Raw genomic sequence first — 24,726 nt, forward strand, 5'->3', positions numbered from 1 at the left:
GGGCGTCAGCGCCGGGCGTACGCGTCGGTGGCCGCCACCAGCGCCTCCACCACGCCCGGCGCGCTCGCGTCGTGCCCGGCCTGGTCCACGACCACCAACCGGCTGTCCGGCCAGGCATGGTGAAGCCGCCAGACTGTGCCGAGGAGGTTGCCGAAGTCGAGGCTGCCCTGGACGAGGGTGCCCGGGACGCCCTTGAGGAGGTGCGCGTCGCGCAGCACCACGCCCTCCCCATGGGCCTCCTCGCCCAGGAAGTGGCCCCGGCCCCAGTAGTGCGTGACCGTACGGGCGAACCCCATGCGGAACGCCGGATCCTCGAACCGCTCCACGGAGCGCGGCGGCGCCGGGATGATCGCCGTCTCCCAGTCCGTCCACGCCCGCGCCGCCCGCTCCCGTACCCGCGGATCGGGCGACTCCAGCAGCCGGTTGTACGCGGCCGGCAGATCGCCCTCCCGCGCCTCGCCCTCGGGCAGCTCGGCCAGGAACCGCTCGAAGGCCTCGGGGAAGAAGGTCCCGAGCCCCCTGGTCAGCAGCTCCACCTCGGCGTCCGACCCGGTCGCCACCCCGGTCAGCACCAGCTCGCTCACCACGCCGGGATGCGTCTGCGCGTACCGCAGCGCCAGCACCGACCCCCACGACACGCCCCACACCAGCCACTGCTCGATCCCGAGCCGCGTGCGCAGCAGCTCCAGATCGGCCAGGAGGTGCGCGGTGGTGTTGACACTCATGTCGGTGTCGTACGCGCTCGCGCGCGGGGTGGACCGTCCGCAGCCCCGCTGGTCGAGCACCACGATCCGGTACGCCTGCGGATCGAACAGCCGCCGGACCCACGGGCTCGCCCCGGAGCCCGGCCCTCCGTGCAGCACCAGCGCGGGCTTGCCCTTCGGGTTCCCGCAGGTCTCCCAGTACACGCGGTTGCCGTCCCCGACGTCGAGCATGCCGTGGTCGTACGGTTCGATCTCCGGATAAGCGCCCATCCGGGCACCCTAGTGCCGCCGTCGTCGCGACATTTGACGCCGCCCGCCGGGGGACCGTCGCGCGTGCGCCGCGAACGGTCAGCGGCGCCGAAGTGACGGATCGAGCAGCGCGGGCGGGGTGTCGAACTTCTCGTGCGCGGCCATGTCGGTGCCGGGCGTGACGACGGCGTCGATCGCGTCGAGCACGTCGGCGGAGAGCACGGTGTCGGCTGCGGCGAGTTGGGCCTGCAGGTGGTCCGAGGTGCGGGGGCCGATGAGCGCGCTGGTCACGGCGGGGTGTGCGGTCACGAAACCGAGGGCGAGCTGGATCATCGTCAGGCCCGCCGCGTCGGCGATCTTGGCCAGCTGCTCGACGGCGTCCATCCTGGCCCGGTTGAAGGGCATGGCGGTGTCGAAGCGCTGCGGCATGAACGTCGAGCGGCTGGTGGTGATCTCCCGGCCCTCACGGATCGCGCCTGTCAGCCAGCCCGAGGCCAGCGGGCTCCACACCAGCACGCCCATCCCGTACTCCTCGGTCACGGGCAGCACATGGCTCTCGATGCCGCGCTGAAGGATCGAATAACTGGGCTGCTCGGTGACGTAGCGGCCGAGGTGGTGCTCACGGGCGGTCCACTGGGCCTGCACGATGCGGTACGCGGGAAAGGTCGAGGAGCCGAAGTGGCGGATCTTTCCCGCCCGCTGCAGATCGGTCAACGCCGACAGGGTCTCCTCGTCGCCGGTGCGCGGGTCCCAGCGGTGGATCTGGTAGAGATCGACATGGTCGACACCGAGCCGCCGCAGGCTGTTGTCCAAGGCGGTGACCAGCCAGCGGCGCGAACTGCCCTGATGGTTGCGCTCGTCGCTCATGGGCATGCCCGCCTTGGTGGCGAGCACGATGTCGTCGCGTCGGCCGGCGATGGCCTTGCCGACCATCTCTTCCGACTCGCCGTCGCCGTACATGTCGGCGGTGTCGATGAGGTTGATCCCGGCCTCGAGGGCGGCGTCGACGATGGCGGTGGCCTCGTCCTGGGTGGTGCGTCCGATCCTGCCGAAGTTCATCGCGCCGAGCGCGAGGGAGCTGACCTGCACACCGGTGCGTCCCAAAGTGCGGTACTGCATGACTGTGTCTCCTGGAGGGGTGTGAAGCATGGTGGAATGCATGGCTGGTCACGGGCCCCTTGCTCTGCCAACATGAGCAAACGGAACCGCGTCCCGCTTGACGATACGGAACGGTGTCCCGTTTAGCAACGTCGGGACCGGAGGGAGCACAGCGATGCACGACAGCAGCGGAGGCGCGGGGCGCGCGGCCCGGCCCAAGCGGGCGGACGCCCGGCGCAACGAGGAGACCCTGCTCGACGCGGCCGCCGCGGTCTTCGTCGCGTCAGGCGTGGAGGCGCCGGTACGTGACATCGCGGCCAAGGCCGGCGTCGGGACGGCCACGATCTACCGCCACTTCCCGACCCGGGCGGATCTCATCATCGCGGTCTACCGGCACCAGGTGGAGGCCTGCGCCGAAGCCGGTCCGGCCCTGCTGGCGAGCAGCCCCACCCCCTACGCCGCACTGGGGAAATGGATCGACCTCTTCGTCGACTTCCTCGTCACCAAGCACGGTCTCGCCGGCGTACTTCAGTCCGACGACACCGGCTTCCAGACCCTGCACGCCTACTTCATCGACCGGCTCGTGCCCGTGTGCGGGCAACTGCTCGAAGCCGCGGCCGACGCCGGCGAGATCCGCTCCGACGTAGGCGCCCTCGAACTCATGCGCGGTGTCGGCAACCTCTGCATCGGCGCGGAGAACAACCCCCAGTACGACGCGCGCCGGCTGGTGGGACTCCTCATCGCGGGACTGCGCCGGACGCACTGACCGGGCAGGCGGGCTGATGCGGTCCGGCCACCCCCTACGGCAGGCGCCTACTTCAGCAGTCCCGCCGCGACCGCCGCCGTGCGCAGCACGTCCCTCAGCATCTCGGGGGTCAGCCGGCCGGTGAAGGTGTTGCGCTGGCTGACGTGGAAGCAGCCGAACAACTCCAGCCCGTCGTACGCTTCCTGCCCTGGCAGCGACACCCGTGTCCCGTGCGCGAAGACGGGGCGGGGCCGGGGCACCGTCCAGCCCGCCTCGGCGAACGCGGGCAGCGCGGCATGCCAGCCGAACGCGCCGAGGACGACGACGGCGCGCAGCGTCGGCCGCAGCAGCCGCACCTCCTGGACGAGCCAGGGCCGGCAGGTGTTCCGCTCGTCGGGGGTGGGCTTGTTGGCGGGTGGAGCGCAGTGCACCGGCGCGGTCACCCGCACCCCGTACAGCTCCAGTCCGTCGTCGGCGGCGACGGAGGTGGGCTGCGAGGCGAGCCCCACGTCGTACAGCGCCTGGTACAGCACGTCCCCGGAACGGTCGCCGGTGAACATCCGGCCGGTGCGGTTGCCGCCGTGCGCGGCCGGGGCGAGTCCGACGATCAGCAGCCGGGCGTCCGGTGGACCGAAGCCGGGGACCGGACGGCCCCAGTACGTCCAGTCCGCGAAGGCCGCGCGCTTGGTGTGGGCGACCTCCTCACGCCATGCCACGAGCCGGGGACAGGCCCGACAGCCGGCGACCCGCCGGTCGAGAGCCGTGAGAGCCGTGCTACCGCTGAGGCCGGTGGTGCCGTCGGCCGGGTCCGGGCGGTGCGGGGTGTCCATGCCTCCACCGTACGGCCGGGTTCCTCGGGCACCGCCGCCCTCGGACTCCCTCCGCCACCGGCCTACTCCCCCGCCCGCACCGCCCTCACCCAGGTCCCGTCCTCCGTCAGACACCGGTCCACTCGCAGGCCCGCCTCCGCCAGCGCCTCCTCGAACTGCTCCCCGGTCAGCGGTCTGGCGCGGAAGGTCTGCGTCCATACCGCGTCCGGGAACTCGTACTCCGCGTGCACCGAGTGGACCCCCTCGCCGACGGGTTCCGAGGACAGGATCCGCAGGGTGAAGCCGCTCGGGTCGACACGCTCACGGGGCAGGTCGGTGTGGTGGTCCGCTCCCTCGCGCTGGATCAGCACGCACCCGCCCTCGGCGACGTGCCGGACGCAGGTGCGCAGTAGGCCCCGTCGTACATCGACGTCCCCGCTGTGCACGAGGAACGACGCGAGCATCACGACGTCGAAGGTCTCGCCCAGGTCGAGGTCCTCGATCGAGGCGCATATCGTGCGGGCGCCGCGGACGCGCTCCAGCATGTCGGCGGACTCGTCGACCGCGGTGACCGTGAACCCGCGCTCCAGGAGGGCGTGGGTCACCCGCCCGACGCCGCTGCCCAGCTCCAGGATCTGCGCGCCGGCGGGCACCGCCGCCGAAACGACATCCGGTTCCTTCCCCACGGGCAGGCGGGAGTAGAGCTCGACCGCGCAGCCGTCCGGGGTCATCGCGCCGGGCCCCGTGCCTTTGTGTCCCTCTCGCATGTTCAGCCTCATGCCCGTCCAACGGCCAGTTCTCGGACTGCCGTTCCCGCCCGGACCGGGTTCACCCGTTCGAGTCACAGCGGGAGCCATCCGCGGCCGACGAACCAGTGCCCGCCCTCCCGCAGATGGTCCGCGACGGCGCGCTGGAGAACCGTGTCCCTCGGCCGCCGGTCCAGCGGCACGTCGGTGGTGCCGAAGACGAAGCGGACGGGCACCGTGTCCTCCGGCTCGACCGACAGGTGGCCGAGGTGGAAGCGGTTCTGGAAGCGGTCCTCCTCCGGGATGCCGCGCTCACCGTGGTGAGCCCGTACGGACGGCAGCGCAGCGGCGAACACCTACAGGGGGAAGTACCGCGCCCGCGGCCCCGCCCCGCCCAGGAGCTCGGGGAAGTCGGTCCCGCAGCGGATCCCGCCCATCCCGTCGACGAGTTTCCCGACGGCCTCCTCCAGCGCCCGCAGCGTCTCCGCGTCACCGGCGAACCGTCGCCTCAGCCGTACGGCTTCGTCGATGTCCTGGTGCGGTACTCCGAGGTCGAGGAACGCCTCGGCCGGTTCGTCGGCGTCCGGCGGCACGGCGCCCACCCCCCTCTGGAGCCGCTCGGCTCCCCTGGAGAACGTCCGGGGCGAAGAGTACGTTTCACGTGAGGAGTGGTGATCCGATGCGTACGGGCAGTGAGCCGACGACAGCGCGCAGTGCACTGCGGATGCGCCTCTGGCTGAGTCTGTGGGGGTTCGCCTGGGCGGTCTTCGGGACGGCCGCGTTCGCCCTCGCGGGCCGTACCGGGTGGGCGGTCGCCTGCGGTGTGCTCTGGCTGGTCGTGACCGCGGATCTGACGATGGTCCTCAGGCACCTCCGGCAGGGCCCGCACTACCAGCCGGGCCGCGACATCCCGCCGTACCGGCCGCCGGAGCACCCCCATCCCTGAGACACCGGCTCAGGTCTCGAAGCGGGCCGCTTTCAAGTACTGGGGGTTGGGGTCCAGCGCGGCCGCCAGGCGGAAGTGGCGCTTGGCCTGGTCACCGCGTCCCTGCCGTTCGTAGGTGCGGGCGAGCGCGAAGTGGGCGAACGCGTTGTCCGGCTCCCGCTCCAGTACGACGGCGAACTCGAGCTCCGCGGGCCTGAGTTGCGCGGCGGCGAAGAAGGCACGGGCGCGCAGCAGACGGGCGGCGGTGTTCTCGGGGTGAGCGGCGATGACACGGTCGAGCAGCTTCACCGCGCCCCGCGGGTCCCGTGCGGCGAGCAGTTGCTCCGCGGCACGGAAGTCGATGACGTGCGTCTCCGGAGTACGTCCGGTCGAACCGCTGGTATCGGGCACGGAAAAATCCTTCCCTTGCTGAGAGGGTTCAACGCGCGGAGCGAGGACCCCTATTCCGGGCCCCCTGTCGCGTGCGCCCTGCGCACCAGCTCGGCCCACACGTCCTGCACGCGCCGCTCCAGCTCCGGGAGCGGTACGTCGTTGTCGATCACGATGTCGGCGATCTCCCGGCGTTTCTCGCGGGTGGCCTGGGCGGCCATCCGGGCGCGGGCGTCCTCCTCGGTCATGCCGCGCAGCCGTACCAGCCGGTCGAGCTGGGTCTCGGGGTCGGCGTCGACGACGATCACGACGTCGTACAGCGGGGCGAGTCCGTTCTCGGTGAGGAGCGGGACGTCGTGGACGACGACGGCGTCCTCGGGGGCCGCTGTCTCCAGTTCGCGCGAGCGGGCGCCGACCAGCGGGTGGACGATCGAGTTGAGGACGGCCAGCTTCTCCGGGTCGGCGAAGACGATCGAGCCCAGTTGCGGGCGGTCGAGGCTGCCGTCCGCAGCGAGCACGCCCTCGCCGAAGGCGTCGACCACCGCCCTCAGCCCCGGCGTTCCCGGTGCGACGACCTCGCGCGCGATGCGGTCCGCGTCGATGAGTACGGCCCCGCACGCGACGAGCAGCCGGGACACCTCGCTCTTGCCGGCGCCGATCCCGCCGGTCAGGCCCACCTTCAGCATGAGCGGAAGCTTAGGGCCTGCCGGTGACAACGCACCCGGCAGGCCCGACGCGATGCCCTTGAATCAGTTGTCGCCCTCGCGCTCCGCCAGGAAGCGCTCGAACTCCTGACCGATCTCGTCCGCCGACGGGATCTCCACCGGCTCGGCGAGCATGTTGCCCCGCGTCTCGGCGCCCGCGGCGGCGTCGTACTGGTGCTCCAGGCCCTGGACGAGGGCGGTGAGCTCCTCGTCGCCCTCCTGGATCTGGCGGTCGATCTCCGTCTGCGTACGGTGCGCGTCCGTGCGCAGGCTGTGTGCGATGCCCGGCAGGACCAGGCCGGTCGCCGCGGTGATCGCCTCCAGGACGGTCAGGGCCGCGTCCGGGTACGCGGAACGGGCGATGTAGTGCGGGACGTGCGCGGCGACGCCCAGGACGTCGTGGCCGGCCTCCAGGAGGCGGTACTCGACGAGCGCCTCGGCGCTGCCGGGAACCTGGGCCTCGTCGAAGGGGCTGCGGTGGCCCGGGACCAGGTCCGCGCGGTTGCCGTGCGGGGTCAGGCCCACCGGGCGGGTGTGCGGGACGCCCATGGGGATGCCGTGGAAGTTCACGGACAGGCGAACGCCCAGCCGCTCCACGATCTGCTTCACCGCCAGCGCGAAGCGCTCCCACTCCACGTCCGGTTCCGGGCCGGACAGCAGCAGGAAGGGCGCTCCGGTGGTGTCCTGGACGAGGCGCACCTCGATGGCCGGCTCCTCGTACTCCGTCCAGCGGTCGCGCTTGAAGGTCAGCAGCGGCCGACGCGCGCGGTAGTCCACCAGTCGGTCGTGGTCGAAGCGGGCGACGACCTGGTGGGGCATCGAGTCGAGCAGCCGGTCGACGATCTGGTCACCGGTCTCGCCCGCGTCGATGTATCCGTCGAAGTGGTAGAGCATGACAAGTCCGGCCGACTCCTGAGCCAGCGCCATGTCGACGACGGCCAGCCCCTTCGGCTCCCATGCGTACAAACCCTGCGGATCAAGCACTTGGACCGCTCCTCCTCGTGTTCCTCCATCACAACGCGCGCGGGGGCGTGGGCATTCCCGGCCCACGCCCCTGATCAGGTGACTTCTACGTCCTTCTCAAGGCCGGCCGTCTCAGGAGGCCAGCACGCGCGCGTGGAGCGCGGTCACGGCCCTGCGCGCGGAGGTGAAGGCGCCGTGCTGCCAGGCGTCGGTGTAGCTGAGCCAGTCACCGGCGAAGTGGACGCGTCCGGTGGGCTCGTTGAGCGGCTTGTAGCGGGGGTCGTCGGGGCCGCCCGGGGTGCTGTGCCAGGCCGCCTCCAGGTGCGGGGTCTGGCGCCAGTGGTGGGAGAAGGAGGAGGCGAGTTCGGTGCGGTACTTGGCGCCGTAGATCTTCACTCCGGCGGCCACCGCCCGTTTCTCGCGGGCCTCGGGGGTGAGCCTGGCGTAGGAGTCGGCGTCGGTGCCGTAGTTGTAGTAGCCGATGAGGATGCCGCGTTCGCCGTGGAAGCCGTACGACGGGTGCCAGATGTGGGTGACGTCCTGGTCGGTCTCGGTGATGCCGCCGTAGATGCGGTGGTCCAGTTCCCACCAGCGGGAGCGGTACTCCAGGCCGATCTTGGCCGCCGACGACGGGGTGATCGCCTCCAGTGCGCCCTGCACGCCGGAGCCGAGGTTGTGGGGCACCTTGGCGAGGATGTTGGGCGGGAGGGCTGCGACGCAGTGGTCGGCCTCGACGACTCGCGTACGGCCGCCCTGGGTGTACACCACGGTGACACCGCGCCCGGTGTCGGTGATCTTCGTGACCACGGCCCCCGTACGGATCCTGCCGGTACCGCCGATCGCTCGTGTGAGCGCCTTGGGTATCCGGTCCATGCCGCCGACCGGCTGGAACATCAGCATGGCCTGGTCGAAGCCGAACTCGAAGGAGAAGTACCGTCCGACACCGCTGGCGAAGACCTCGGAGGCGGCCGGAACGTCCCCGAGCAGCACACCCGGCGTCCCGGCCGCGGCGGGAACGGTCGTGTAACCGCGCCGCTCGCCACCCTCGTACGACAGGGTGTCGCCGAGTTCGCCCCAGTCCTTGAGGAAGTCGATGAGCCGTTCTCGGTCCTCGGCCGTCAGCTCGGCGTCGAGGGCGCCCTTGTCGGTCGCCTTGGCGAGCAACTCTGAGACATGACCGTAGACATCGGCCTTGGCGGTGCGGTAGCGCTCCGGCCGGGTCATGCCGGCGGACTCGTTGAAGAGGTAGGCGTCCGCGTTGACGTTGGTGAACACCTCGATCGGAACACCGAGTTCACGGCAGTAGTCGAGGGTGACCATCCACTGGGGGATGCGGGCGGGTCCGGCGTTCATGTAGTGCCCGTCGGCGAAGCGGGCGGTCTGCGTGTGGCCGTAGAGGTCGGTGGTGGTGTCGCCGCCGCGTACGGTGAAGTTGCGCCCGCCGGTGCGGTCCCTGGCCTCCAGGACCGTACAGTCGTAGCCGGCCTTGCCGAGTTCGTACGCGGCCGTGAGACCGGCGATACCACCGCCGATGACGACGACCCTGGCGGCGGCGCGGCCGGTGAGGTGGAAGTCGCTCGCGCTCGGCGCACGGAAGGGTGTCTCGCGCGCGGCGGCCTGCGCGGTGGGGGCGAGGCCGAGGGCTCCCATGGTGGCGAACATGGTGCCGGCGCCGCCGGTGAGACCGACGTTCCGTAAGAACGCCCGCCTGCTCGTTCCCGACCCGGCTTGAGGCTGTGCCATGACTGGGCTCCCCTTTCGATCTTGAACGAAGACCGGGGAAGCGTCCCAGTGGCGGGTTACAGCCCGTCAGTTACTCGTGTATCCCGTACGTTTCCACAACGGCGAGGGCGCCGACCGCAAAAAGACCGAGGGGCCCGCACCTGGAAAGGTACGGGCCCTCGGTCAAGAAGAGCTACTGATCAGTGGGCGTCAGCTCTGCCCACCCGCCAGCTTCTCCCGCAGCGCGGCAAGCGCCTCGTCCGAGGCCAGGGCACCGGAGGTGTCCGCGCCCTCGGAGGAGTACGAGCCGCCACCGGACGCGGCCGGAGCCGCAGCCTCGCCGCCCTCGGCCGCGGCAGCGGCGTCGGCCTCGCGGGACTTGATGACCTGCTGCTGGTGCTGCTCGAAGCGGGTCTGCGCCTCGGCGTACTGGCGCTCCCACTCCTCGCGCTGCTTCTCGTAGCCCTCGAGCCAGTCGTTGGTCTCGGGGTCGAAGCCCTCGGGGTAGATGTAGTTGCCCTGGTCGTCGTAGGACGCGGCCATGCCGTACAGGGTCGGGTCGAACTCGACCGAGGCCGGGTCGGCACCGAAGGACTCGTTGGCCTGCTTCAGCGAGAGGCTGATGCGACGGCGCTCGAGGTCGATGTCGATGACCTTGACGAAGATCTCGTCGTTGACCTGGACGACCTGCTCCGGGATCTCCACGTGGCGCTCGGCCAGCTCGGAGATGTGGACCAGACCCTCGATGCCCTCGTCCACGCGGACGAACGCACCGAACGGAACCAGCTTCGTGACCTTGCCGGGCACGACCTGGCCGATCTGGTGGGTGCGGGCGAACTGCTGCCACGGGTCTTCCTGGGTCGCCTTCAGCGACAGGGAGACGCGCTCGCGGTCCATGTCGACGTCGAGGACCTCGACCGTGACCTCCTGGCCGACCTCGACGACCTCGGAGGGGTGGTCGATGTGCTTCCAGGACAGCTCGGAGACGTGGACCAGACCGTCGACGCCACCCAGGTCCACGAAGGCACCGAAGTTGACGATCGAGGAGACCACACCGGAACGGACCTGACCCTTCTGGAGGGTCGTGAGGAACGTCTGGCGGACCTCGGACTGGGTCTGCTCCAGCCAGGCACGGCGGGAGAGGACCACGTTGTTGCGGTTCTTGTCGAGCTCGATGATCTTGGCCTCGAGCTCCTTGCCCACGTAGGGCTGGAGGTCGCGAACGCGGCGCATCTCGACCAGGGAGGCCGGGAGGAAGCCACGGAGGCCGATGTCGAGGATGAGACCACCCTTGACGACCTCGATGACGGTACCGGTGACGATCCCGTCCTCTTCCTTGATCTTCTCGATGGTGCCCCAGGCACGCTCGTACTGGGCGCGCTTCTTCGAGAGGATCAGGCGGCCTTCCTTGTCCTCCTTCTGGAGAACAAGGGCTTCGATCTCGTCACCGACGGCGACGACCTCATTGGGGTCGACGTCGTGCTTGATCGAGAGCTCACGGCTCGGGATAACGCCTTCGGTCTTGTAACCGATGTCGAGCAGGACCTCGTCCCGGTCGACCTTCACGATGACGCCGTCGACGATGTCGCCGTCGTTGAAGTACTTGATCGTCTCGTCGATCGCGGCGAGGAAGGCTTCCTCGTTACCGATGTCGTTGACCGCAACCTGCGGGGTGGTGGCGGTGGTCTCGGTGCTGCTCGTCATGTGGGAAAGGGCTCCGGTACGGACATTGAAGTCGTAGGTACTGCTACGCCGGGAGCCCGTATCGCTCTGAAGAAGCCGGACAGCCTAGGAAGCGCCCCACCAGCGAACTGGCGACGGCGCCTCGACAACCGAGGGGACATACAACAGATGCGAGCGCAGCCTGCTCCGTCTGAGGTGCGCAGGCCCGCAGCGCAACTTGTAGCATACGGGGGCAGCCGGACAGGGTCAATGCGCGAAGGCGCACACCCGGGGCGGATCGCCTCATACCCGGCACACAATGTGTTTCCTGAGGCCACGCAGGCCGCAGGAAGCCCCTCCGGCGACACCGCGGTGCACCGTCGGGCGGGTTGGACGGAAGAGTACGACGAGGGAGCCGATCATCCAAGAGCCCGCATCGTCCGCGCGGATTCCCGAGCCGGGCTCCGAGCCCGAGGCCACCCGGCGCGACGCCGACGTCACGGAGAGCTCCCGGGCCAACCGGGGCTGGTGGGACCGCAACGCGGACGAGTACCAGATCGAGCACGGCACGTTCCTCGGCGACGACCGCTTCGTGTGGGGCCCCGAGGGTCTCGACGAGCTGGAGGCCGAGCTGCTCGGCCCGCCCGAGGGTCTCAAGGGCAAGGAGGTCCTGGAGATCGGCGCCGGCGCGGCCCAGTGTTCGCGCTGGCTCGCCGCCCAGGGAGCGCGTCCGGTCGCCCTGGACCTCTCCCACCGCCAGCTCCAGCACGCCCTGCGCATCGGCGGGACGTTCCCGCTGGTGTGCGCCGACGCGGGCGCGCTGCCCTTCGCGGACGGCTCCTTCGACCTGGCCTGCTCGGCGTACGGGGCGCTGCCCTTCGTCGCCGATCCGGTGCTGGTCCTGAAGGAGGTCCACCGCGTCCTGCGCCCGGGCGGCCGTTTCGTCTTCTCCGTCACCCATCCGATCCGCTGGGCGTTCCCGGACGAGCCGGGCCCCGAGGGCCTGTCCGTCTCCGCCTCGTACTTCGACCGCACGCCGTACGTCGAGATCGACGAGGAGGGCAACGCGGTGTACGTCGAGCACCACCGCACGCTCGGCGACCGGGTCCGCGACATCGTGGCGGCCGGTTTCCGCCTGGTCGACCTGGCCGAGCCGGAGTGGCCGGTCTGGAACACCGCCGAGTGGGGCGGCTGGTCGCCGCTGCGCGGGAACCTGATCCCGGGCACGGCGATCTTCGTCTGCGAGCGGGACTGACGGAACGCGCCTGCGCGCACGCGCGTGTGGGGCGCGTGCGCGTACGTACGGTTCGCGGGAGGCGTACGACACTGGGGGCGTGATCCTCCGTGACGACGCCCTGGACGCGCTGCCCGTGCGCGCCGCCCTGCCCGCCCTGAACGACGCTCTGGACGGGCACGGCACCGCCGTCCTGGCCGCGCCGCCCGGCACCGGCAAGACGACGCTGGTGCCGCTGGCGCTCGCCGGGCTGCTGGGCGAGGGGCCGGTGCGGCGGGTGGTCGTGGCGGAGCCGCGGCGGATCGCGGCACGGGCGGCCGCCCGGCGGATGGCGTGGCTGCTGGGCGAGCGGACCGGCGAGAGCGTCGGCTTCACGGTGCGCGGGGAGCGGGTCGTCGGGCGGCACACGCGCGTGGAGGTCGTCACGACCGGGGTACTGCTCCAGCGCCTTCAGCGCGATCAGGAGCTGCCGGGCGTCGACGTGGTCGTGCTCGACGAGTGCCACGAGCGGCATCTGGACGCGGACACGTCGGCCGCCTTCCTGTGGGACGTGAGGCAGACGCTGCGGCCCGAGCTGCGGCTGGTGGCCGCGTCCGCGACGACGGACACGGCGGGGTGGGCGCGGCTGTTGGGCGGGGCGCCGGTGGTGGAGGCCCACGGCCCCGCGTACGACGTGGAGGTGGTCTGGGCGCCTCCGGCGCGTCCGGTACGGCCGCCGCACGGGATGCGGGTCGATCCGGCGCTGCTCGCGCACGTGGCGTCGGTGGTGCGGCGGGCGCTGGCCGAGCGGTCGGGGGACGTGCTGTGCTTCCTGCCGGGCGTCGGCGAGATCGCGCGGGTCGCGGGACGGCTCGGGGCGTTGGACGGCGTGGACGTGCTCCAGGTGCACGGGCGGGCGCCCGCGGCGGTGCAGGACGCGGTGCTGGCGCCGGGTGAGCGGCGCCGGGTGGTGCTGGCCACCTCCGTCGCGGAGTCCTCGCTGACGGTGCCCGGTGTGCGGGTGGTCGTCGACTCGGGTCTGGCACGGGAGCCGCGGGTGGACCACGCGCGCGGGCTGAGCGCGCTGACGACCGTGAGGGCCTCGCAGGCGGCGGCGCGGCAGCGGGCCGGGCGGGCCGGGCGTGAGGCGCCGGGCGCGGTCTACCGGTGCTGGACGGAGGCGGAGGACGCCCGTCTGCCGCGGTTCCCGGCGCCGGAGATCAAAGTCGCCGACCTCGCCGCGTTCGCCCTGCAGACGGCCTGCTGGGGCGATCCGGAGGCGTCCGGGCTGGCGTTGCTGGATCCGCCGCCGGGCGGGGCGATGGCGGCGGCACGGCGTCTGCTGAGGGCTGTCGGAGCGGTCGACTCGGCCGGCCGGGCCACGCGCAGGGGGGTGCGGCTTGCCCGGCTCGGGTTGCACCCGCGGCTGGGGAGGGCGTTGGTGGACGGGGCCTCGCTGGTGGGACCGGAGCGGGTGGCCGAGGTGGTCGCGTTGTTGAGTGAGGAGGCTCCGCGGGAGTACGGGGATGATCTGGCCGCTGCCATGCGGAGTGCCCGGCGTGGGGGTGACGCCTATGCGTCCCGGTGGCGGTCCGAGGTTCGGCGGCTGCGGGCCGTCGTCGCCACGGAGCTGTCCCACCCGCCCGGCCCCCGTTCGACAGAGGTGAACGTCGAAGGCTTCTCCCGCACCGGCGTCACCGACGAAGGCCTCGTCGGCCTCGTCGTCGCCCTCGCCTTCCCGGAGCGGCTCGCCAGAGCCGATGGGGACTCCTACCTCATGGTGTCCGGGACCCGTGCCGAGCTGCGCGAGGGCTCGCCCCTGCGTTCCGCCCCCTGGCTCGCCGTGGCCGTCGCCGACCGGCCCGTCGGGAAGGGGCACGCGCGTGTGCAGCTCGCGGCGGTCGTCGACGAGGAGGTGGCGCGGCTTGCGGCGGGGGCGCTGCTCGACGAGCGGGAGGAGGTCCGCTGGGCCGGCGGGGACGTCGTGGCGCGGCGCGTCGAACGGCTGGGGGCCGTGGAGCTGGCGGTGCGGCCGCTGCGGGAGGCCGACGCCGGTCTCGTGCGCGAGGCGCTTGTCGAGGGGCTTGGGCAGGAAGGTTTCCGGATGCTGCGGTGGTCCGCCGAGGCGGACGTGCTGCGGCGGCGGCTCGCGTTTCTGCGGCTGCACCTGGGCGAGCCGTGGCCCGATGTGTCCGACGCGGCGCTCCACGCGCGCGTGGACGAGTGGCTGGAGCCCGAGCTGGGCCGGGCCCGGCGGCGGAGCGATCTCGCGCGGATCGACGCGAGGGAGGCGCTCGGGCGGTTGCTGCCCTGGGCCTCCGGGGAGGCGGCCCGGCTCGACGAGCTGGCGCCGGAGCGGATCACCGTGCCGAGCGGGTCCGGGATCCGGATCGACTACGCGGATCCGGAGCGGCCGGTCCTCGCGGTGAAGCTGCAGGAGATGTTCGGGCTCCAGGAGTCGCCGCGGGTCGCCGGAGTGCCGTTGCTCGTGCACCTCCTCTCCCCCGCCGGGCGGCCGGCCGCCGTGACCTCCGATCTCGCGTCCTTCTGGAAGGACGGTTACCAGAAGGTGCGGGCGGAACTGCGCGGCCGGTATCCGAAGCATCCGTGGCCGGAGGATCCCACCTCCGCCGAGCCGACGCGGCACACCAACGCGCGGCTCAGGCGGTAAGCGTTTCCCGGTCGGCCGGCCGGGCCGGTGGCGGGCCGCCGGCCGGGCGCCTGCTCCGGGCCTCCAGGTACAGCGCCAGGGCGAGCAGCAGGACGCCCAGCGCGAGAAAGGCCTTGGGCAGGTAGGACGTCATCAGCAGGACCAGGGTGCGGTTGTGCTTGACCAGGGCCACCGTGTGCTCGATGTAGTCCTCGCGCATCTTCACGTGGCCCGCGAACGCCGTGACCTTCGCCCGGCCGCCCAGGAGGCTGCCGCCGCGCAGTTCCTCCTTGTGGATCTCCTCCCCGTAGACGGGTGCCCCGGTCAGGGGCTCCACCCAGAACTTGCGGACGGTGGTGTACCAGCGGGTGGTGCCGGTCTTGGCGACGGTCTCGGGGGTGATGCCGGCGACGGGCATCGTCCTGGGCATGGGGACCTTGGTCCAGGGGATGGTCTGCTCGAAGTAGTAGACCTCCACTCCGCGGAAGTTCTGGGTGCCCTTGTAGTGGATGGGCGCCGTGGTGCGGGCCTGGGCGTCGAAGTACTCGTAGTCCCGCTTCTCGGTCATGAAGGGCCACTTGAACTCGATGCCCTCGCGGCGGACCGGGTCGCCGTCGACCATCTCGCCGGTGGCGTGGACGGGTTCCTGGCTGTGGGCGTCGAAGATGTAGCGCTCGGGGACCTTGGAGACCATCTTGCCGTCGGGGCCCTGGATGTAGGACAGGCCGTCCCAGACGACGACGTCCCGCCCCGCCGTCTTCTCGATCTTCTCCGAGGCCTGCACGTTGCCCTTGAGGGTCTGCACGACGGTGACCTTGGGGACCGTGCGGGCGGTCATGGTGCCGTAGTCGAGGAGGGTGGCGTTCTTCGCCTCCAGGACCATCGTCTGGTACTCGTTGGCCGGGATCTTGGCCAGGCGTGGGAAGGCGTACCAGCGCAGCAGCGGGGACAGCGCCGCGAAGAACACGGCGAGGGCGAGCAGGACCAGGCTTGCCTTGCGGTGCATCTCGGCCTCCCTCCGGGGTGGTTACGGGTGTGCGGGCACCGTCGTCAGCATCGGTTTCGGGGAGGTCTTGCCGGTCGGTGTGCCCAGCGCGGAGACGGTGAGGACCAGGGCGAGCGCGACGGCGAGACCGGTCGCGGCGGCGATCAGGGCGCGCATACGGGCCTCCCGGCGGAATCGGCCTCGAAAGCTGACAGGGCGTCAGGTGCGGCACCGTAGCAACGGGCGGGTGAGATGAGAACACGTCGGACACGACGGCGGCGCCCCTCCGTCGGGAAGGGCGCCGCAATGGTCGGAGAAAACGGTTACGAGCCGGAGGTGGACGACTCGCTCGGCGAGGCGCTCGTGGAGGCGCTCGGCGAGGCGCTCGTGGAGGCGCTCGGCGAGGCGCTCGCGCTCGACGACTCGCTGGGCGTCGGGTCAGGCGTCGTGGTCTCGGGTGCCGTGACGGTCAGTTCGACCGTGAGGGTGGCTCCGCCGGTCGTGGTGATGCGCAGGAGGAACGTGCCGGCGGTGCCGTCCGCGTACAGCTTCGGCAGTTGGAGAAGGCCGTTCGCGTCGGTCTGGAGGTCCGTCAGGGTGCGGACCGGGTTGCCGGAGGCGTCCTTGAAGTAGGGGCCCTTGTCGTTCGCGGTCGGGTCGTCCGCCGACTTGATCAGGGTGGCGGTGGCGGCGACCTTGTCGGCGACGGCGCCCTTGTAGGTGGCCTTCACCTCGACCGGGTCGGCGAACTCCCCGCCGGCGACGCAGGTCAGCGCGGTACCACTGGTGCGGGCGAGGGTGTCGGCGGCCCGCGCGGTGACGGTGGCCGTGTAGGTGAGCGGGGAGATCGTGCGGCCCACGACGGTGGCACGGACGGTGAACGTGCCGGTCTTCTCGCCCGCCTGGAGTGCGGGCGCCACCGCGACGCCCGTGCCGCTGGTGGCGATGGTGGCCACGCTCTCGCCACCGGTGAAGGTGGCGTCGGTGTCACCGACGATGGTGAAGCGGACCCTGACCTTGGCGACGGCCTTGCCCGCCGCGGTCTCCGTCCGCGTGCTGATCCTCGCGGTGAACGCGTCGCCCGCCATGGCGGTGAGCTTCGCGGTGCTCGCGTCCTCGAGGTGGTCGACCGTGTCGGTCGGGGTGGGGGTGGGCGTGCTCGGCGTCGACGGGGTGGGGGGCGCCGGGGGCGTGCTCGGGGGTGACGGCGTGCTGGGGGTGCCCGGCGTGGACGGGGTCGACGGCGTGGAGTTCGTGTCGTCGTCGTCGCTGCGGTTGGTCGGTACGGAGCCGGTGCCGTCGGGGATTTCGTGGGTGCCCTTGCGGTAGTACTCCAGCCACGACATGACGGTGTTGTAGTACTCCGTCGAGTTGTTGTAGCTGAGGATCGCGCTGCGCATGCCGGACGTGGTCGACATGTCCCAGTTGTTGCGGCACAGGTAGTGGCCGGCGGCGAGCGCGGCGTCGTAGATGTTGTTGGGGTCCTTCTTGCCGTCGCTGTTGCCGTCGCGGCCCGCCCACGCCCAGGTGGAGGGGATGAACTGCATGGGGCCGACGGCACGGTCGTAGGTGCTGTCGCCGTCGTAGGCGCCGTTGTCGGTGTCGCTGATGTTCGCGAAGCCGTTGCCGTTGAGGACGGGGCCGAGGATCGGGGTGATGGTGGTGCCGTCGGCGGTGACGTTGCCGCCGCGCGCCTGGCCGGACTCGACCTTGCCGATGGCGGCGAGGAGTTCCCACGGCAGGTTGCAGCCGGGCTTGGAGTCCGCCAGCTCCGACTCGGCCTTCTTGTAGGCGTCCAGGACGGTCGCGGGGATGCCGGCCTCGGAACTGCCGGTGCCGGTCGGGCCGTTGGTGGGGGTCGCGCTCGGCGCGGGGTTCGGGCTGTTCAGCGGCGGCAGGTCCGTGTAGTACGGCGAGTTGCCGGTGGCGCTGTCGTCGGTGCTCGCGTCGGCGGACGGGGCGTCGGCGGCGGTCTGTCTGCCCGCGCCGTCGGCCGTGACGTCCGGCGCCTGGGACGCGGCCAGCGCCGCGACCGCGACCGCGGCCACGGTGGTGTTGAGCGCTCCCTTGCGCAGCCTCTTGCCGAAATGCGCCGACGACATGAAGTGAACCCCTCCCGTGAACGCCCGAGCGCCCATGTCCTTGTCTTGCACCACGCCGGTGGCGTTGGTGACGATCCCTGTGGCTGTTGTGACGATCGACCCGCCCCGAGGGTTGCACCCGGAGAGGCCCGCACTGGCCTGTTCCTCTGTTCGACTGCACCCGACGGCACGGCAACCCCAGCGACCCTACGACAACTTCTTTTGCACCGGCACCCGTTCGAACGCCGATTTCACCGGTTGTCCGGGTTCCGTTCGCCGGGAACCGCTCACGCATACTGGACGTCTTCCGTCACCGTGCCCGACAAGACCTTCGATCTCCGCACCCGGGAGCAGCGTTGCCGTTCACTCTGAGCCATGCGGCGGCCGTGCTGCCCGCGGTGCGCACCGACGGAACCGGCCGGGGACGGCTGGTACCGGCCGTTCTCGTGGCGGGTTCGTTCGCCCCCGACATGACCTACTACGCGGCAAGTGTCCTTTCCGGGGCCATGGAGTTCGGCGATTTCACGCACTCCTTCACCGGCGTCTTCACCGTCGACGTGCTCATCGCCTGGGCCCTGGTGGGGCTCTGGCTGCTGCTGCGCGAACCGCTGGTGGCCCTGTTGCCGGCGACCCGGCGGGCCCGGACCGCGGCGCTGACCCGCTGTGGAGCGCCACGCGCGCGTGTCCGGCCGTCCACGGTGGCCTGGTGGTACGTCTCCGCGGTGCTCGGCGCGCTGACGCATGTGGTGTGGGACGCGTTCACCCACCTCGACCGCTGGGGCATGCGGCTGTTCCCGGTCCTCGGCGAGAACGTCGCGGGTTCACCGCTCTACTGGTATCTGCAGTACGGCGGTTCGGCGGTGTCCGCCGTCGTGATCGCCGCGTTCGTGGTGTGCGCGCTGCGCCGGGTGCCCGCGGGCGAGCCCGTGGGAGTGCCGTCCCTGTCGGCACGGGACCGGTGGTGGGCCGGGGCGGTGATCGGCGGCTGCGCGCTGGCCGGGGCCGGGCAGCGGGCGACGCGGTGGTGGGAGTACTGGGGGCCGCGCGACGCCAAGCCGTGGGAGCTGATCCCGACGGTCTGCTTCGGGGCGGGCGCCGGGCTGGTGCTGGGACTGCTGCTCTACGGCGTCGGCGTGCGCGTGTGGCGGCCGGCCGCCCGGGGTGTCGCAGCCGGTCGGCCGGCCGAGGTCAGTGTCGGGCGGAGCCGTCAGGGCGTTCGCTGAGGGATTTCGCCCTCACGACGAAGACCGTGATACGGCGGCGCGCCGGCCGGGGTCCGCGCAGCCGCCCCAGGGCGCCGAGGGCGAGGGCCAGACAGCTGCGGGCCTGCTCGGCCCACCGGCGCCAGGTGCCGCCCCGGGGGACGAACCGGGCCAGAGCGCGGAGCTTCAGCCGTGCGGCGGCCGCACGCAGGGCGGTGGCGGGGGTGCCGGGGATGCGGAGTGTGGCGGCGTCGGGCGCGAGGGCGGGAAGCGGGCGCGGGGCGGGAGCCGCCTCGGGGGCGCCCTGCGTGTCCGCGGTCGCCGTGACGTGCACGCGTGCGGTGGCCGTCCGGCGGTGGTACATGCGTATACCCATGCCGGCATCCTGGCGGGCGGGGCCGCGAGGGGCGCTTTGTCGGGGGCCACGCGGGTGAGGACCCTTTGGGGGAAGTACCGGGAGTGACGAAGGGATGGGCCACCGCCGCACACGGGGAGACAGGCGGAGGGGGCCCCACCCCTGTCGACAGGGCCCCTCTCGGCTCACCTCGGGAACAGCTTGCACGCCTGTGCCGGAGACCAGTGCCGCGGCACCAGCCTGTCCGGTCGCCACACCTAGTGCGCCGCCGACTCCCAGTCCGGGCCCGCGCCGACCGAGACGTCCAGGGGGGCCCTGAGGTGGACGGCGCCGGCCATCTCGCGGCGGACCAGTTCCTCCACGGCCGCGCGCTCGCCGGGGGCGATCTCCAGGACGATTTCGTCGTGGACCTGGAGCAGCATCCGGGAGGTGAGGTTCGCCGCGCGCAGGGCGCCGTCCACCTTGAGCATGGCGATCTTGACGATGTCGGCGGCCGTGCCCTGGATGGGCGCGTTGAGGGCCATGCGCTCGGCCGCCTCGCGGCGCTGGCGGTTGTCGCTGTTGAGGTCGGGGAGGTAGCGGCGGCGGCCGAAGAGCGTCGCCGTGTAGCCCGTCGCCCGGGCCTCGTCGACCGCCCGGCGCAGATAGTCGCGGACCCCGCCGAAGCGCTCGAAGTACGCGTCCATCAGGGCGCGGGCCTCCGCCGCCTCGATGTTCAGCTGCTGGGACAGGCCGAACGCCGACAGACCGTACGCCAGGCCGTACGACATGGCCTTGATCTTGCGGCGCATCTCCGCGTCCACCGCGGCCTGTTCGACGCCGAACACCTGGGAGGCGGCCGTGGTGTGCAGGTCCTCGCCGGAGGTGAAGGCCTCGATCAGTCCTTCGTCCTCCGACAGGTGGGCCATCACGCGCAGCTCGATCTGGCTGTAGTCGGCCGTCATCAGGGACTCGAAGCCCTCACCGACGACGAACCCGCGGCGGATGGCCCGGCCCTCGTCCGTGCGGACCGGGATGTTCTGCAGGTTCGGGTCCGTGGAGGACAGGCGGCCGGTCGCGGCGACCGTCTGGTTGAAAGTGGTGTGGATACGGCCGTCGGCGGCGATGGTCTTGATCAGGCCTTCGACGGTGACGCGCAGCTTCGCCTGCTCACGGTGGCGGAGCATGATCACCGGCAGTTCGTTGTCCGTCTGGGTGGCGAGCCAGGCCAGGGCGTCGGCGTCGGTGGTGTAGCCGGTCTTGGTCTTCTTGGTCTTCGGCAGGGCCAGTTCACCGAAGAGGACCTCCTGGAGCTGCTTGGGCGAGCCCAGGTTGAACTCGTGTCCCGCCGCCGCGTGGGCCTCCTTCACGGCCTGCTGCACGGCGCCCGCGAACATCTGCTCCATGGCCTCCAGATGGGCGCGGTCAGCCGCGATGCCGTGCCGCTCCATACGGGCCAGGAGCGCGGAGGTGGGCAACTCCATGCCCTGGAGGAGGTCCGCCGCGCCGACCTCCTCGAGCTTGCCCCGGAAGGCCTCGCCGAGGTCGAGGATCGTGCGGGCCTGCACCATGAGTGCCTCGGCCTCGGCGCCGTCGTCCGCGCCGAAGGCGAGCTGGCCGTCGGCCGTGGCGGCCGGGGCCAGTTCCCTGCCCAGGTACTCCAGGGACAGGGCGTCCAGGTCGAAGGAGCGACGGCCCGGCTTGACCAGGTAGGCGGCGAGGGCGGTGTCCATGCGAACGCCGGCCACGGACCAGCCGTGCTCGGTGGCGACGCGCATCGCGCCCTTGGCGTTGTGAAGGACCTTGGGGCGGTCCTCGGCGGCGAGCCAGGCCACCCACGCCCGCTCGTCGGCCTCGTCCAGCTGGGACGGATCGAACCAGGCGGCCGCTCCCCCGGCCGCGGCGAGGGCGACCTCGGCGACCGAGCCGGTGCCCAGCGCCCAGGTGTCGACCGTGGCGACACCGAGCGTCTCACCGCCGTGCTCGGTGAGCCAGCCGGCCAGCTCGCCCGTGCCCAGGACCGTGCCGTCCAGCTCCACACCGCCGGTGACCACCGGGGTCGTCTCGGCCTCCTGGCCGCCCGGGTCGACGGCGAGGAGCCGCTCGCGCAGCGAGGGGTTCCTGATCTCCAGGGTGTCCAGGACCATCGCGACGGTCTTGCGGTCGTACGGTGCCCGCTCGAGGTCGGCGACGCCCTTGGGCAGCTCGACGTTCCGCTCCAGCTCGGTGAGACGGCGGTTGAGCTTGACCGCCTCCAGATGGTCGCGGAGGTTCTGCCCGGCCTTGCCCTTGACCTCCTCGACGCGCTCGACCAGCTCCGCGAAGGAACCGAACTGGTTGATCCACTTCGCGGCCGTCTTCTCGCCGACGCCCGGGATGCCCGGGAGGTTGTCGGACGGGTCGCCGCGCAGCGCCGCGAAGTCGGGGTACTGGGCGGGCGTCAACCCGTACTTCTCGAAGACCTTCTCCGGGGTGAACCGGGTCAGCTCCGAGACGCCCTTCGTCGGATACAGCACCGTCGTGTGCTCGCTCACCAACTGGAAGGAGTCGCGGTCGCCGGTGACGATCAGCACCTCGAAACCCTCGGCCTCGGCCCGGGTGGCGAGGGTGGCGATGACATCGTCGGCCTCGAAGCCGTCGATCGCGAACCGTGAGACGTGCATCGCGTCGAGCAGCTCGCCGATCAGCTCGACCTGCCCCTTGAACTCGTCCGGGGTCTTCGAGCGGTTCGCCTTGTACTCGGTGAACTCCTCGGAGCGCCAGGTCTTGCGGGAGACGTCGAAGGCGACCGCGAAGTGCGTGGGCGCCTCGTCACGCAGGGTGTTGGCCAGCATCGACGCGAAGCCGTAGATCGCGTTCGTCGGCTGGCCCGTCGCGGTGGTGAAGTTCTCCGCGGGCAGCGCGAAGAACGCGCGGTAGGCCAGCGAGTGCCCGTCCATGAGCATCAGGCGCGGCCGGCTTCCGCCGGTGGGGGTGTCGGTCTTCTTCGATGCTGTCTCTGCCACGCCCCCGATCCTGCCACGCCCCACTGACACTCGGCCCCGGCCGCCGCCGCCCGGCCATTGCCGAGGCCGCCACTGGTTGCCCCTTCCGCAACCATTGCTCATTGCGCAACCATAGGTTCCACCCTCCGCGCGCCCGGCCGCCCTCGTCGTCGGCGGTGCGTGCGAGTATCGGGGACGTACCGCGCACGGCGGTACGCGCTGCGCACACGGCAGACGGCAGACGGCAGGTCGAAGGAGAGCGTGCGATGGCAACGAAGCCGCCCAAGGCTGACCCGGTCCAGGACGCGCCGCAGGTCGCCGAGCCGCAGCACGCGGCGGCGGGCCTGCCGGCCATCGGGCACTCCCTGCGCATCGCCCAGCAGCAGATGGGCGTGAGGCGCACCGCGCTGACCCTGCTGCGGGTCAACCAGAAGGACGGCTTCGACTGCCCTGGCTGCGCCTGGCCGGAGCCCGACCACCGGCACGCGGCGGAGTTCTGCGAGAACGGCGCTAAGGCGGTGGCGGAGGAGGCGACCCTGCGCCGGGTCACCCCGGAGTTCTTCGCCGCCCACCCGGTCGCCGACCTCGCGACGAGGAGCGGCTACTGGCTCGGCCAGCAGGGCCGGCTCACCCACCCCATGTACCTCCCCGAGGGCGGCGAGCGCTACGAGCCGGTCACCTGGGAGCGCGCCTTCGACATCATCGCCGAGGAGACCGCCGCCCTCGCCTCCCCCGACGAGGCCGTCTTCTACACCTCGGGCCGCACCAGCAACGAGGCCGCGTTCCTCTACCAGCTCTTCGCCCGCGAGCTCGGCACGAACAACCTGCCGGACTGCTCCAACATGTGCCACGAGTCCTCCGGGTCCGCCCTGTCGGAGACCATCGGCATCGGCAAGGGCAGCGTCCTGCTGGAGGACCTCCACAACGCCGACCTGATCATCGTCGCCGGCCAGAACCCGGGCACGAACCACCCGCGGATGCTCTCCGCCCTGGAGAAGGCCAAGGCGGGCGGCGCGCGGATCATCAGCGTCAACCCGCTGCCCGAGGCCGGCCTGGAGCGTTTCAAGAACCCGCAGACCCCCAAGGGCCTCACCGCGGGCGCCGCGCTCACCGACCTGTTCCTGCAGATCCGCATCGGCGGCGACCAGGCCCTCTTCCGCCTCCTCAACAAGCTGATCCTCCAGACGGCGGGCGCCCTGGACGAGGCGTTCATCGCCGAGCACACCCACGGCTTCGAGGAGTTCACCGAGGCCGCCCGCGCCGCCGACTGGGACGAGACGCTCACCGCGACGGGTCTCACGCGCGCGCGGATCGAGGAGACCCTGCGCATGGTGCTCGCCTCCAAGCGCACGATCGTCTGCTGGGCCATGGGCCTCACCCAGCACAAGCACTCCGTGGCGACCATCCGCGAGGTGGTCAACTTCCTCCTCCTGCGCGGCAACATCGGCCGCCCCGGGGCGGGCGTGTGCCCGGTGCGCGGCCACTCCAACGTGCAAGGCGACCGCACCATGGGCATCTTCGAGCGCCCGGCACCGGCGTTCCTGGACGCCCTGGAGAAGGAGTTCGGCTTCGCGCCCCCGCGCGAGCACGGCTTCGACGTCGTACGGGCCATCCGCGCGCTGCGCGACGGCGAGGCGAAGCTCTTCTTCGCGATGGGCGGCAACTTCGTGGCCGCGTCCCCCGACACCGAGGTCACCGAGGCGGCCATGCGGCGCGCCCGGCTGACGGTGCACGTGTCGACGAAGCTCAACCGCTCGCACGTCGTCACGGGAGCCCGTGCCCTGATCCTGCCGACCCTCGGCCGCACCGAGCGCGACCTGCAGGGCGGCGGAGAGCAGTTCGTGACCGTCGAGGACTCCATGGGCCTGGTGCACGCCTCGCGCGGCCGCCTGGCCCCCGCGAGCGGCCACCTGCTGTCCGAACCGGCCATCGTCTGCCGGCTCGCCCGCCGCGTGCTCGGCGAGGACAGCAAGGTGCCGTGGGAGGAGTTCGAGAAGGACTACGCGACGATCCGCGACCGCATCGCGCGCGTGATCCCCGGCTTCGAGGACTTCAACACGAAGGTGGCCCGCCCCGGCGGCTTCGCCCTCCCGCACGCCCCGCGCGACGAGCGCCGCTTCCCGACGGCCACCGGCAAGGCCAACTTCACCGCCGCGCCGGTCGAGTACCCGAAGCTGCCCGAGGGCCGCCTCCTCCTGCAGACACTGCGCTCCCACGACCAGTACAACACCACGATCTACGGCCTCGACGACCGCTACCGGGGCATCAGGAACGGCCGCCGGGTCGTCCTGGTCAACGCCGACGACGCGCGCGCGTTCGGGCTCGCGGACGGGTCGTACGTGGACCTGGTGAGCGAGTGGGAGGACGGGGTGGAGCGGCGGGCGCCCGGATTCCGGGTCGTGGTGTACCCGACGACGCGGGGCTGCGCGGCCGCGTACTACCCGGAGACCAACGTGCTGGTCCCGCTGGACGCGACGGCCGACACCAGCAACACCCCGGCCAGCAAGTCCGTCGTGGTCCGTCTGGAACAATCGACGACCGACTGAGCGTTTGCTCAGTG

The 24,726-nt window shown here is 71.5% G+C and carries 22 protein-coding genes; 6 read left to right on the forward strand and 16 right to left on the reverse strand.

The genetic code is table 11. The annotated features are described in order from the left end of the window. Window positions 1-5 precede the first annotated feature (5 nt). Window positions 6-974 (reverse strand): prolyl aminopeptidase, encoded by a 969-nt coding sequence (gene pip, locus ACIBVL_RS01195; RefSeq protein ID WP_399089783.1) that lies wholly within the window; start codon window positions 972-974, stop codon window positions 6-8. A gap of 78 nt (window positions 975-1,052) precedes the next feature. Further along, window positions 1,053-2,072, reverse strand: coding sequence for an aldo/keto reductase (locus ACIBVL_RS01200; RefSeq protein WP_399089786.1), 1,020 nt, complete (start codon window positions 2,070-2,072; stop codon window positions 1,053-1,055). Window positions 2,073-2,226: 154 nt separating this feature from the next. Between ACIBVL_RS01200 and ACIBVL_RS01205 the strand changes: the two genes are divergently transcribed. Beyond that, a complete protein-coding gene (locus ACIBVL_RS01205; protein WP_399089789.1) occupies window positions 2,227-2,817 on the forward strand; it encodes a TetR/AcrR family transcriptional regulator in 591 nt (196 codons plus the stop codon). 47 nt (window positions 2,818-2,864) lie between these two features. Here the strand turns inward: ACIBVL_RS01205 and ACIBVL_RS01210 are convergent, their stop codons facing one another. The 4 genes from ACIBVL_RS01210 to ACIBVL_RS01225 all read right to left on the reverse strand — a co-directional run bounded on the left by ACIBVL_RS01210 (window position 2,865) and on the right by ACIBVL_RS01225 (window position 4,944). Continuing rightward, a complete protein-coding gene (locus ACIBVL_RS01210; protein WP_399089792.1) occupies window positions 2,865-3,626 on the reverse strand; it encodes a uracil-DNA glycosylase in 762 nt (253 codons plus the stop codon). 62 nt (window positions 3,627-3,688) lie between these two features. Continuing rightward, window positions 3,689-4,372 carry a class I SAM-dependent methyltransferase gene (locus tag ACIBVL_RS01215; RefSeq protein WP_399089795.1) on the reverse strand — a complete coding sequence of 228 codons (684 nt, stop codon included), beginning with the start codon at window positions 4,370-4,372 and terminating at the stop codon, window positions 3,689-3,691. 74 nt (window positions 4,373-4,446) lie between these two features. Further along, entirely contained in the window at window positions 4,447-4,707 is a 261-nt protein-coding gene (locus ACIBVL_RS01220) for a hypothetical protein (RefSeq protein ID WP_399089798.1), read from the reverse strand. Then, window positions 4,708-4,944 (reverse strand): acyltransferase domain-containing protein, encoded by a 237-nt coding sequence (locus ACIBVL_RS01225; RefSeq protein WP_399089801.1) that lies wholly within the window; start codon window positions 4,942-4,944, stop codon window positions 4,708-4,710. 86 nt (window positions 4,945-5,030) lie between these two features. Between ACIBVL_RS01225 and ACIBVL_RS01230 the strand changes: the two genes are divergently transcribed. Beyond that, window positions 5,031-5,297, forward strand: coding sequence for a DUF6343 family protein (locus tag ACIBVL_RS01230; RefSeq protein WP_399089804.1), 267 nt, complete (start codon window positions 5,031-5,033; stop codon window positions 5,295-5,297). Window positions 5,298-5,306: 9 nt separating this feature from the next. On the opposite strand, the gene ACIBVL_RS01235 is transcribed toward ACIBVL_RS01230, so the two are convergent. The 5 genes from ACIBVL_RS01235 to rpsA all read right to left on the reverse strand — a co-directional run bounded on the left by ACIBVL_RS01235 (window position 5,307) and on the right by rpsA (window position 10,759). Further along, complete coding sequence (locus tag ACIBVL_RS01235) at window positions 5,307-5,687, reverse strand: tetratricopeptide repeat protein (protein ID WP_399089807.1); 381 nt, start codon at window positions 5,685-5,687, stop codon at window positions 5,307-5,309. A 50-nt stretch (window positions 5,688-5,737) separates the two neighbouring features. Next, window positions 5,738-6,352 carry a dephospho-CoA kinase gene (coaE, locus tag ACIBVL_RS01240; RefSeq protein WP_399089810.1) on the reverse strand — a complete coding sequence of 205 codons (615 nt, stop codon included), beginning with the start codon at window positions 6,350-6,352 and terminating at the stop codon, window positions 5,738-5,740. Between the two features lie 63 nt (window positions 6,353-6,415). Then, complete coding sequence (locus ACIBVL_RS01245) at window positions 6,416-7,354, reverse strand: PAC2 family protein (RefSeq protein ID WP_399089813.1); 939 nt, start codon at window positions 7,352-7,354, stop codon at window positions 6,416-6,418. Between the two features lie 111 nt (window positions 7,355-7,465). After that, window positions 7,466-8,995: a flavin monoamine oxidase family protein gene (locus ACIBVL_RS01250; RefSeq protein ID WP_399091958.1), complete on the reverse strand. Its 1,530-nt coding sequence runs from the start codon at window positions 8,993-8,995 to the stop codon at window positions 7,466-7,468. 270 nt (window positions 8,996-9,265) lie between these two features. Continuing rightward, a complete protein-coding gene (gene rpsA / locus ACIBVL_RS01255) occupies window positions 9,266-10,759 on the reverse strand; it encodes a 30S ribosomal protein S1 (RefSeq protein ID WP_067015219.1) in 1,494 nt (497 codons plus the stop codon). 277 nt (window positions 10,760-11,036) lie between these two features. Here rpsA and ACIBVL_RS01260 point away from each other — a divergent pair, with 277 nt between their 5' ends. After that, window positions 11,037-11,972: a class I SAM-dependent methyltransferase gene (locus ACIBVL_RS01260; protein WP_399089817.1), complete on the forward strand. Its 936-nt coding sequence runs from the start codon at window positions 11,037-11,039 to the stop codon at window positions 11,970-11,972. Window positions 11,973-12,054: 82 nt separating this feature from the next. Further along, window positions 12,055-14,601: an ATP-dependent helicase HrpB gene (hrpB, locus tag ACIBVL_RS01265; protein ID WP_399091961.1), complete on the forward strand. Its 2,547-nt coding sequence runs from the start codon at window positions 12,055-12,057 to the stop codon at window positions 14,599-14,601. Here hrpB and ACIBVL_RS01270 read toward each other — a convergent pair. The 3 genes from ACIBVL_RS01270 to ACIBVL_RS01280 form a co-directional block, all read right to left on the reverse strand. Further along, window positions 14,591-15,586, reverse strand: coding sequence for a DUF3068 domain-containing protein (locus ACIBVL_RS01270; RefSeq protein WP_399089820.1), 996 nt, complete (start codon window positions 15,584-15,586; stop codon window positions 14,591-14,593). The two genes, hrpB and ACIBVL_RS01270, sit on opposite strands and share 11 nt — an antisense overlap. Before the next feature lie 21 nt (window positions 15,587-15,607). After that, entirely contained in the window at window positions 15,608-15,742 is a 135-nt protein-coding gene (locus ACIBVL_RS01275; protein ID WP_399089823.1) for an SPW_0924 family protein, read from the reverse strand. A 146-nt stretch (window positions 15,743-15,888) separates the two neighbouring features. Further along, entirely contained in the window at window positions 15,889-17,667 is a 1,779-nt protein-coding gene (locus ACIBVL_RS01280; protein ID WP_399089826.1) for a lytic transglycosylase domain-containing protein, read from the reverse strand. Window positions 17,668-18,002: 335 nt separating this feature from the next. On the opposite strand from ACIBVL_RS01280, the gene ACIBVL_RS01285 reads away from it, so the two are divergent. Further along, the gene (locus ACIBVL_RS01285; RefSeq protein ID WP_399089829.1) at window positions 18,003-18,869 is read left to right on the forward strand and encodes a DUF4184 family protein; all 867 of its coding nucleotides are present in this window, start codon (window positions 18,003-18,005) and stop codon (window positions 18,867-18,869) included. Here the strand turns inward: ACIBVL_RS01285 and ACIBVL_RS01290 are convergent. Next, entirely contained in the window at window positions 18,835-19,224 is a 390-nt protein-coding gene (locus ACIBVL_RS01290; protein ID WP_399089832.1) for a hypothetical protein, read from the reverse strand. The two genes, ACIBVL_RS01285 and ACIBVL_RS01290, sit on opposite strands and share 35 nt — an antisense overlap. 236 nt (window positions 19,225-19,460) lie before the next feature. Beyond that, a complete protein-coding gene (gene polA / locus ACIBVL_RS01295; RefSeq protein ID WP_399089835.1) occupies window positions 19,461-22,187 on the reverse strand; it encodes a DNA polymerase I in 2,727 nt (908 codons plus the stop codon). Between the two features lie 245 nt (window positions 22,188-22,432). Here polA and ACIBVL_RS01300 point away from each other — a divergent pair, with 245 nt between their 5' ends. Further along, the gene (locus ACIBVL_RS01300) at window positions 22,433-24,712 is read left to right on the forward strand and encodes an FdhF/YdeP family oxidoreductase (RefSeq protein WP_399089838.1); all 2,280 of its coding nucleotides are present in this window, start codon (window positions 22,433-22,435) and stop codon (window positions 24,710-24,712) included. The last annotated feature ends 14 nt before the right edge of the window (window positions 24,713-24,726 follow it).

The organism is Streptomyces sp. NPDC049687, from assembly GCF_044465285.1.
Classification (GTDB): Bacteria; Actinomycetota; Actinomycetes; order Streptomycetales; family Streptomycetaceae; genus Streptomyces.

Coding starts and splice junctions, on each gene's coding strand:
- ACIBVL_RS01290 (WP_399089832.1), bottom strand. CDS start 19,224: ATGGGTATACGCATGTACCACCGCCGGACGGCCACCGCACGCGTGCAC.
- ACIBVL_RS01250 (WP_399091958.1), bottom strand. CDS start 8,995: ATGTTCGCCACCATGGGAGCCCTCGGCCTCGCCCCCACCGCGCAGGCC.
- ACIBVL_RS01300 (WP_399089838.1), top strand. CDS start 22,433: ATGGCAACGAAGCCGCCCAAGGCTGACCCGGTCCAGGACGCGCCGCAG.
- pip (WP_399089783.1), bottom strand. CDS start 974: ATGGGCGCTTATCCGGAGATCGAACCGTACGACCACGGCATGCTCGAC.
- ACIBVL_RS01270 (WP_399089820.1), bottom strand. CDS start 15,586: ATGCACCGCAAGGCAAGCCTGGTCCTGCTCGCCCTCGCCGTGTTCTTC.
- ACIBVL_RS01215 (WP_399089795.1), bottom strand. CDS start 4,372: ATGCGAGAGGGACACAAAGGCACGGGGCCCGGCGCGATGACCCCGGAC.
- ACIBVL_RS01260 (WP_399089817.1), top strand. CDS start 11,037: ATGTGTTTCCTGAGGCCACGCAGGCCGCAGGAAGCCCCTCCGGCGACA.
- ACIBVL_RS01210 (WP_399089792.1), bottom strand. CDS start 3,626: ATGGACACCCCGCACCGCCCGGACCCGGCCGACGGCACCACCGGCCTC.
- coaE (WP_399089810.1), bottom strand. CDS start 6,352: ATGCTGAAGGTGGGCCTGACCGGCGGGATCGGCGCCGGCAAGAGCGAG.
- ACIBVL_RS01230 (WP_399089804.1), top strand. CDS start 5,031: ATGCGTACGGGCAGTGAGCCGACGACAGCGCGCAGTGCACTGCGGATG.
- ACIBVL_RS01205 (WP_399089789.1), top strand. CDS start 2,227: ATGCACGACAGCAGCGGAGGCGCGGGGCGCGCGGCCCGGCCCAAGCGG.
- ACIBVL_RS01280 (WP_399089826.1), bottom strand. CDS start 17,667: ATGTCGTCGGCGCATTTCGGCAAGAGGCTGCGCAAGGGAGCGCTCAAC.
- rpsA (WP_067015219.1), bottom strand. CDS start 10,759: ATGACGAGCAGCACCGAGACCACCGCCACCACCCCGCAGGTTGCGGTC.
- ACIBVL_RS01200 (WP_399089786.1), bottom strand. CDS start 2,072: ATGCAGTACCGCACTTTGGGACGCACCGGTGTGCAGGTCAGCTCCCTC.
- ACIBVL_RS01275 (WP_399089823.1), bottom strand. CDS start 15,742: ATGCGCGCCCTGATCGCCGCCGCGACCGGTCTCGCCGTCGCGCTCGCC.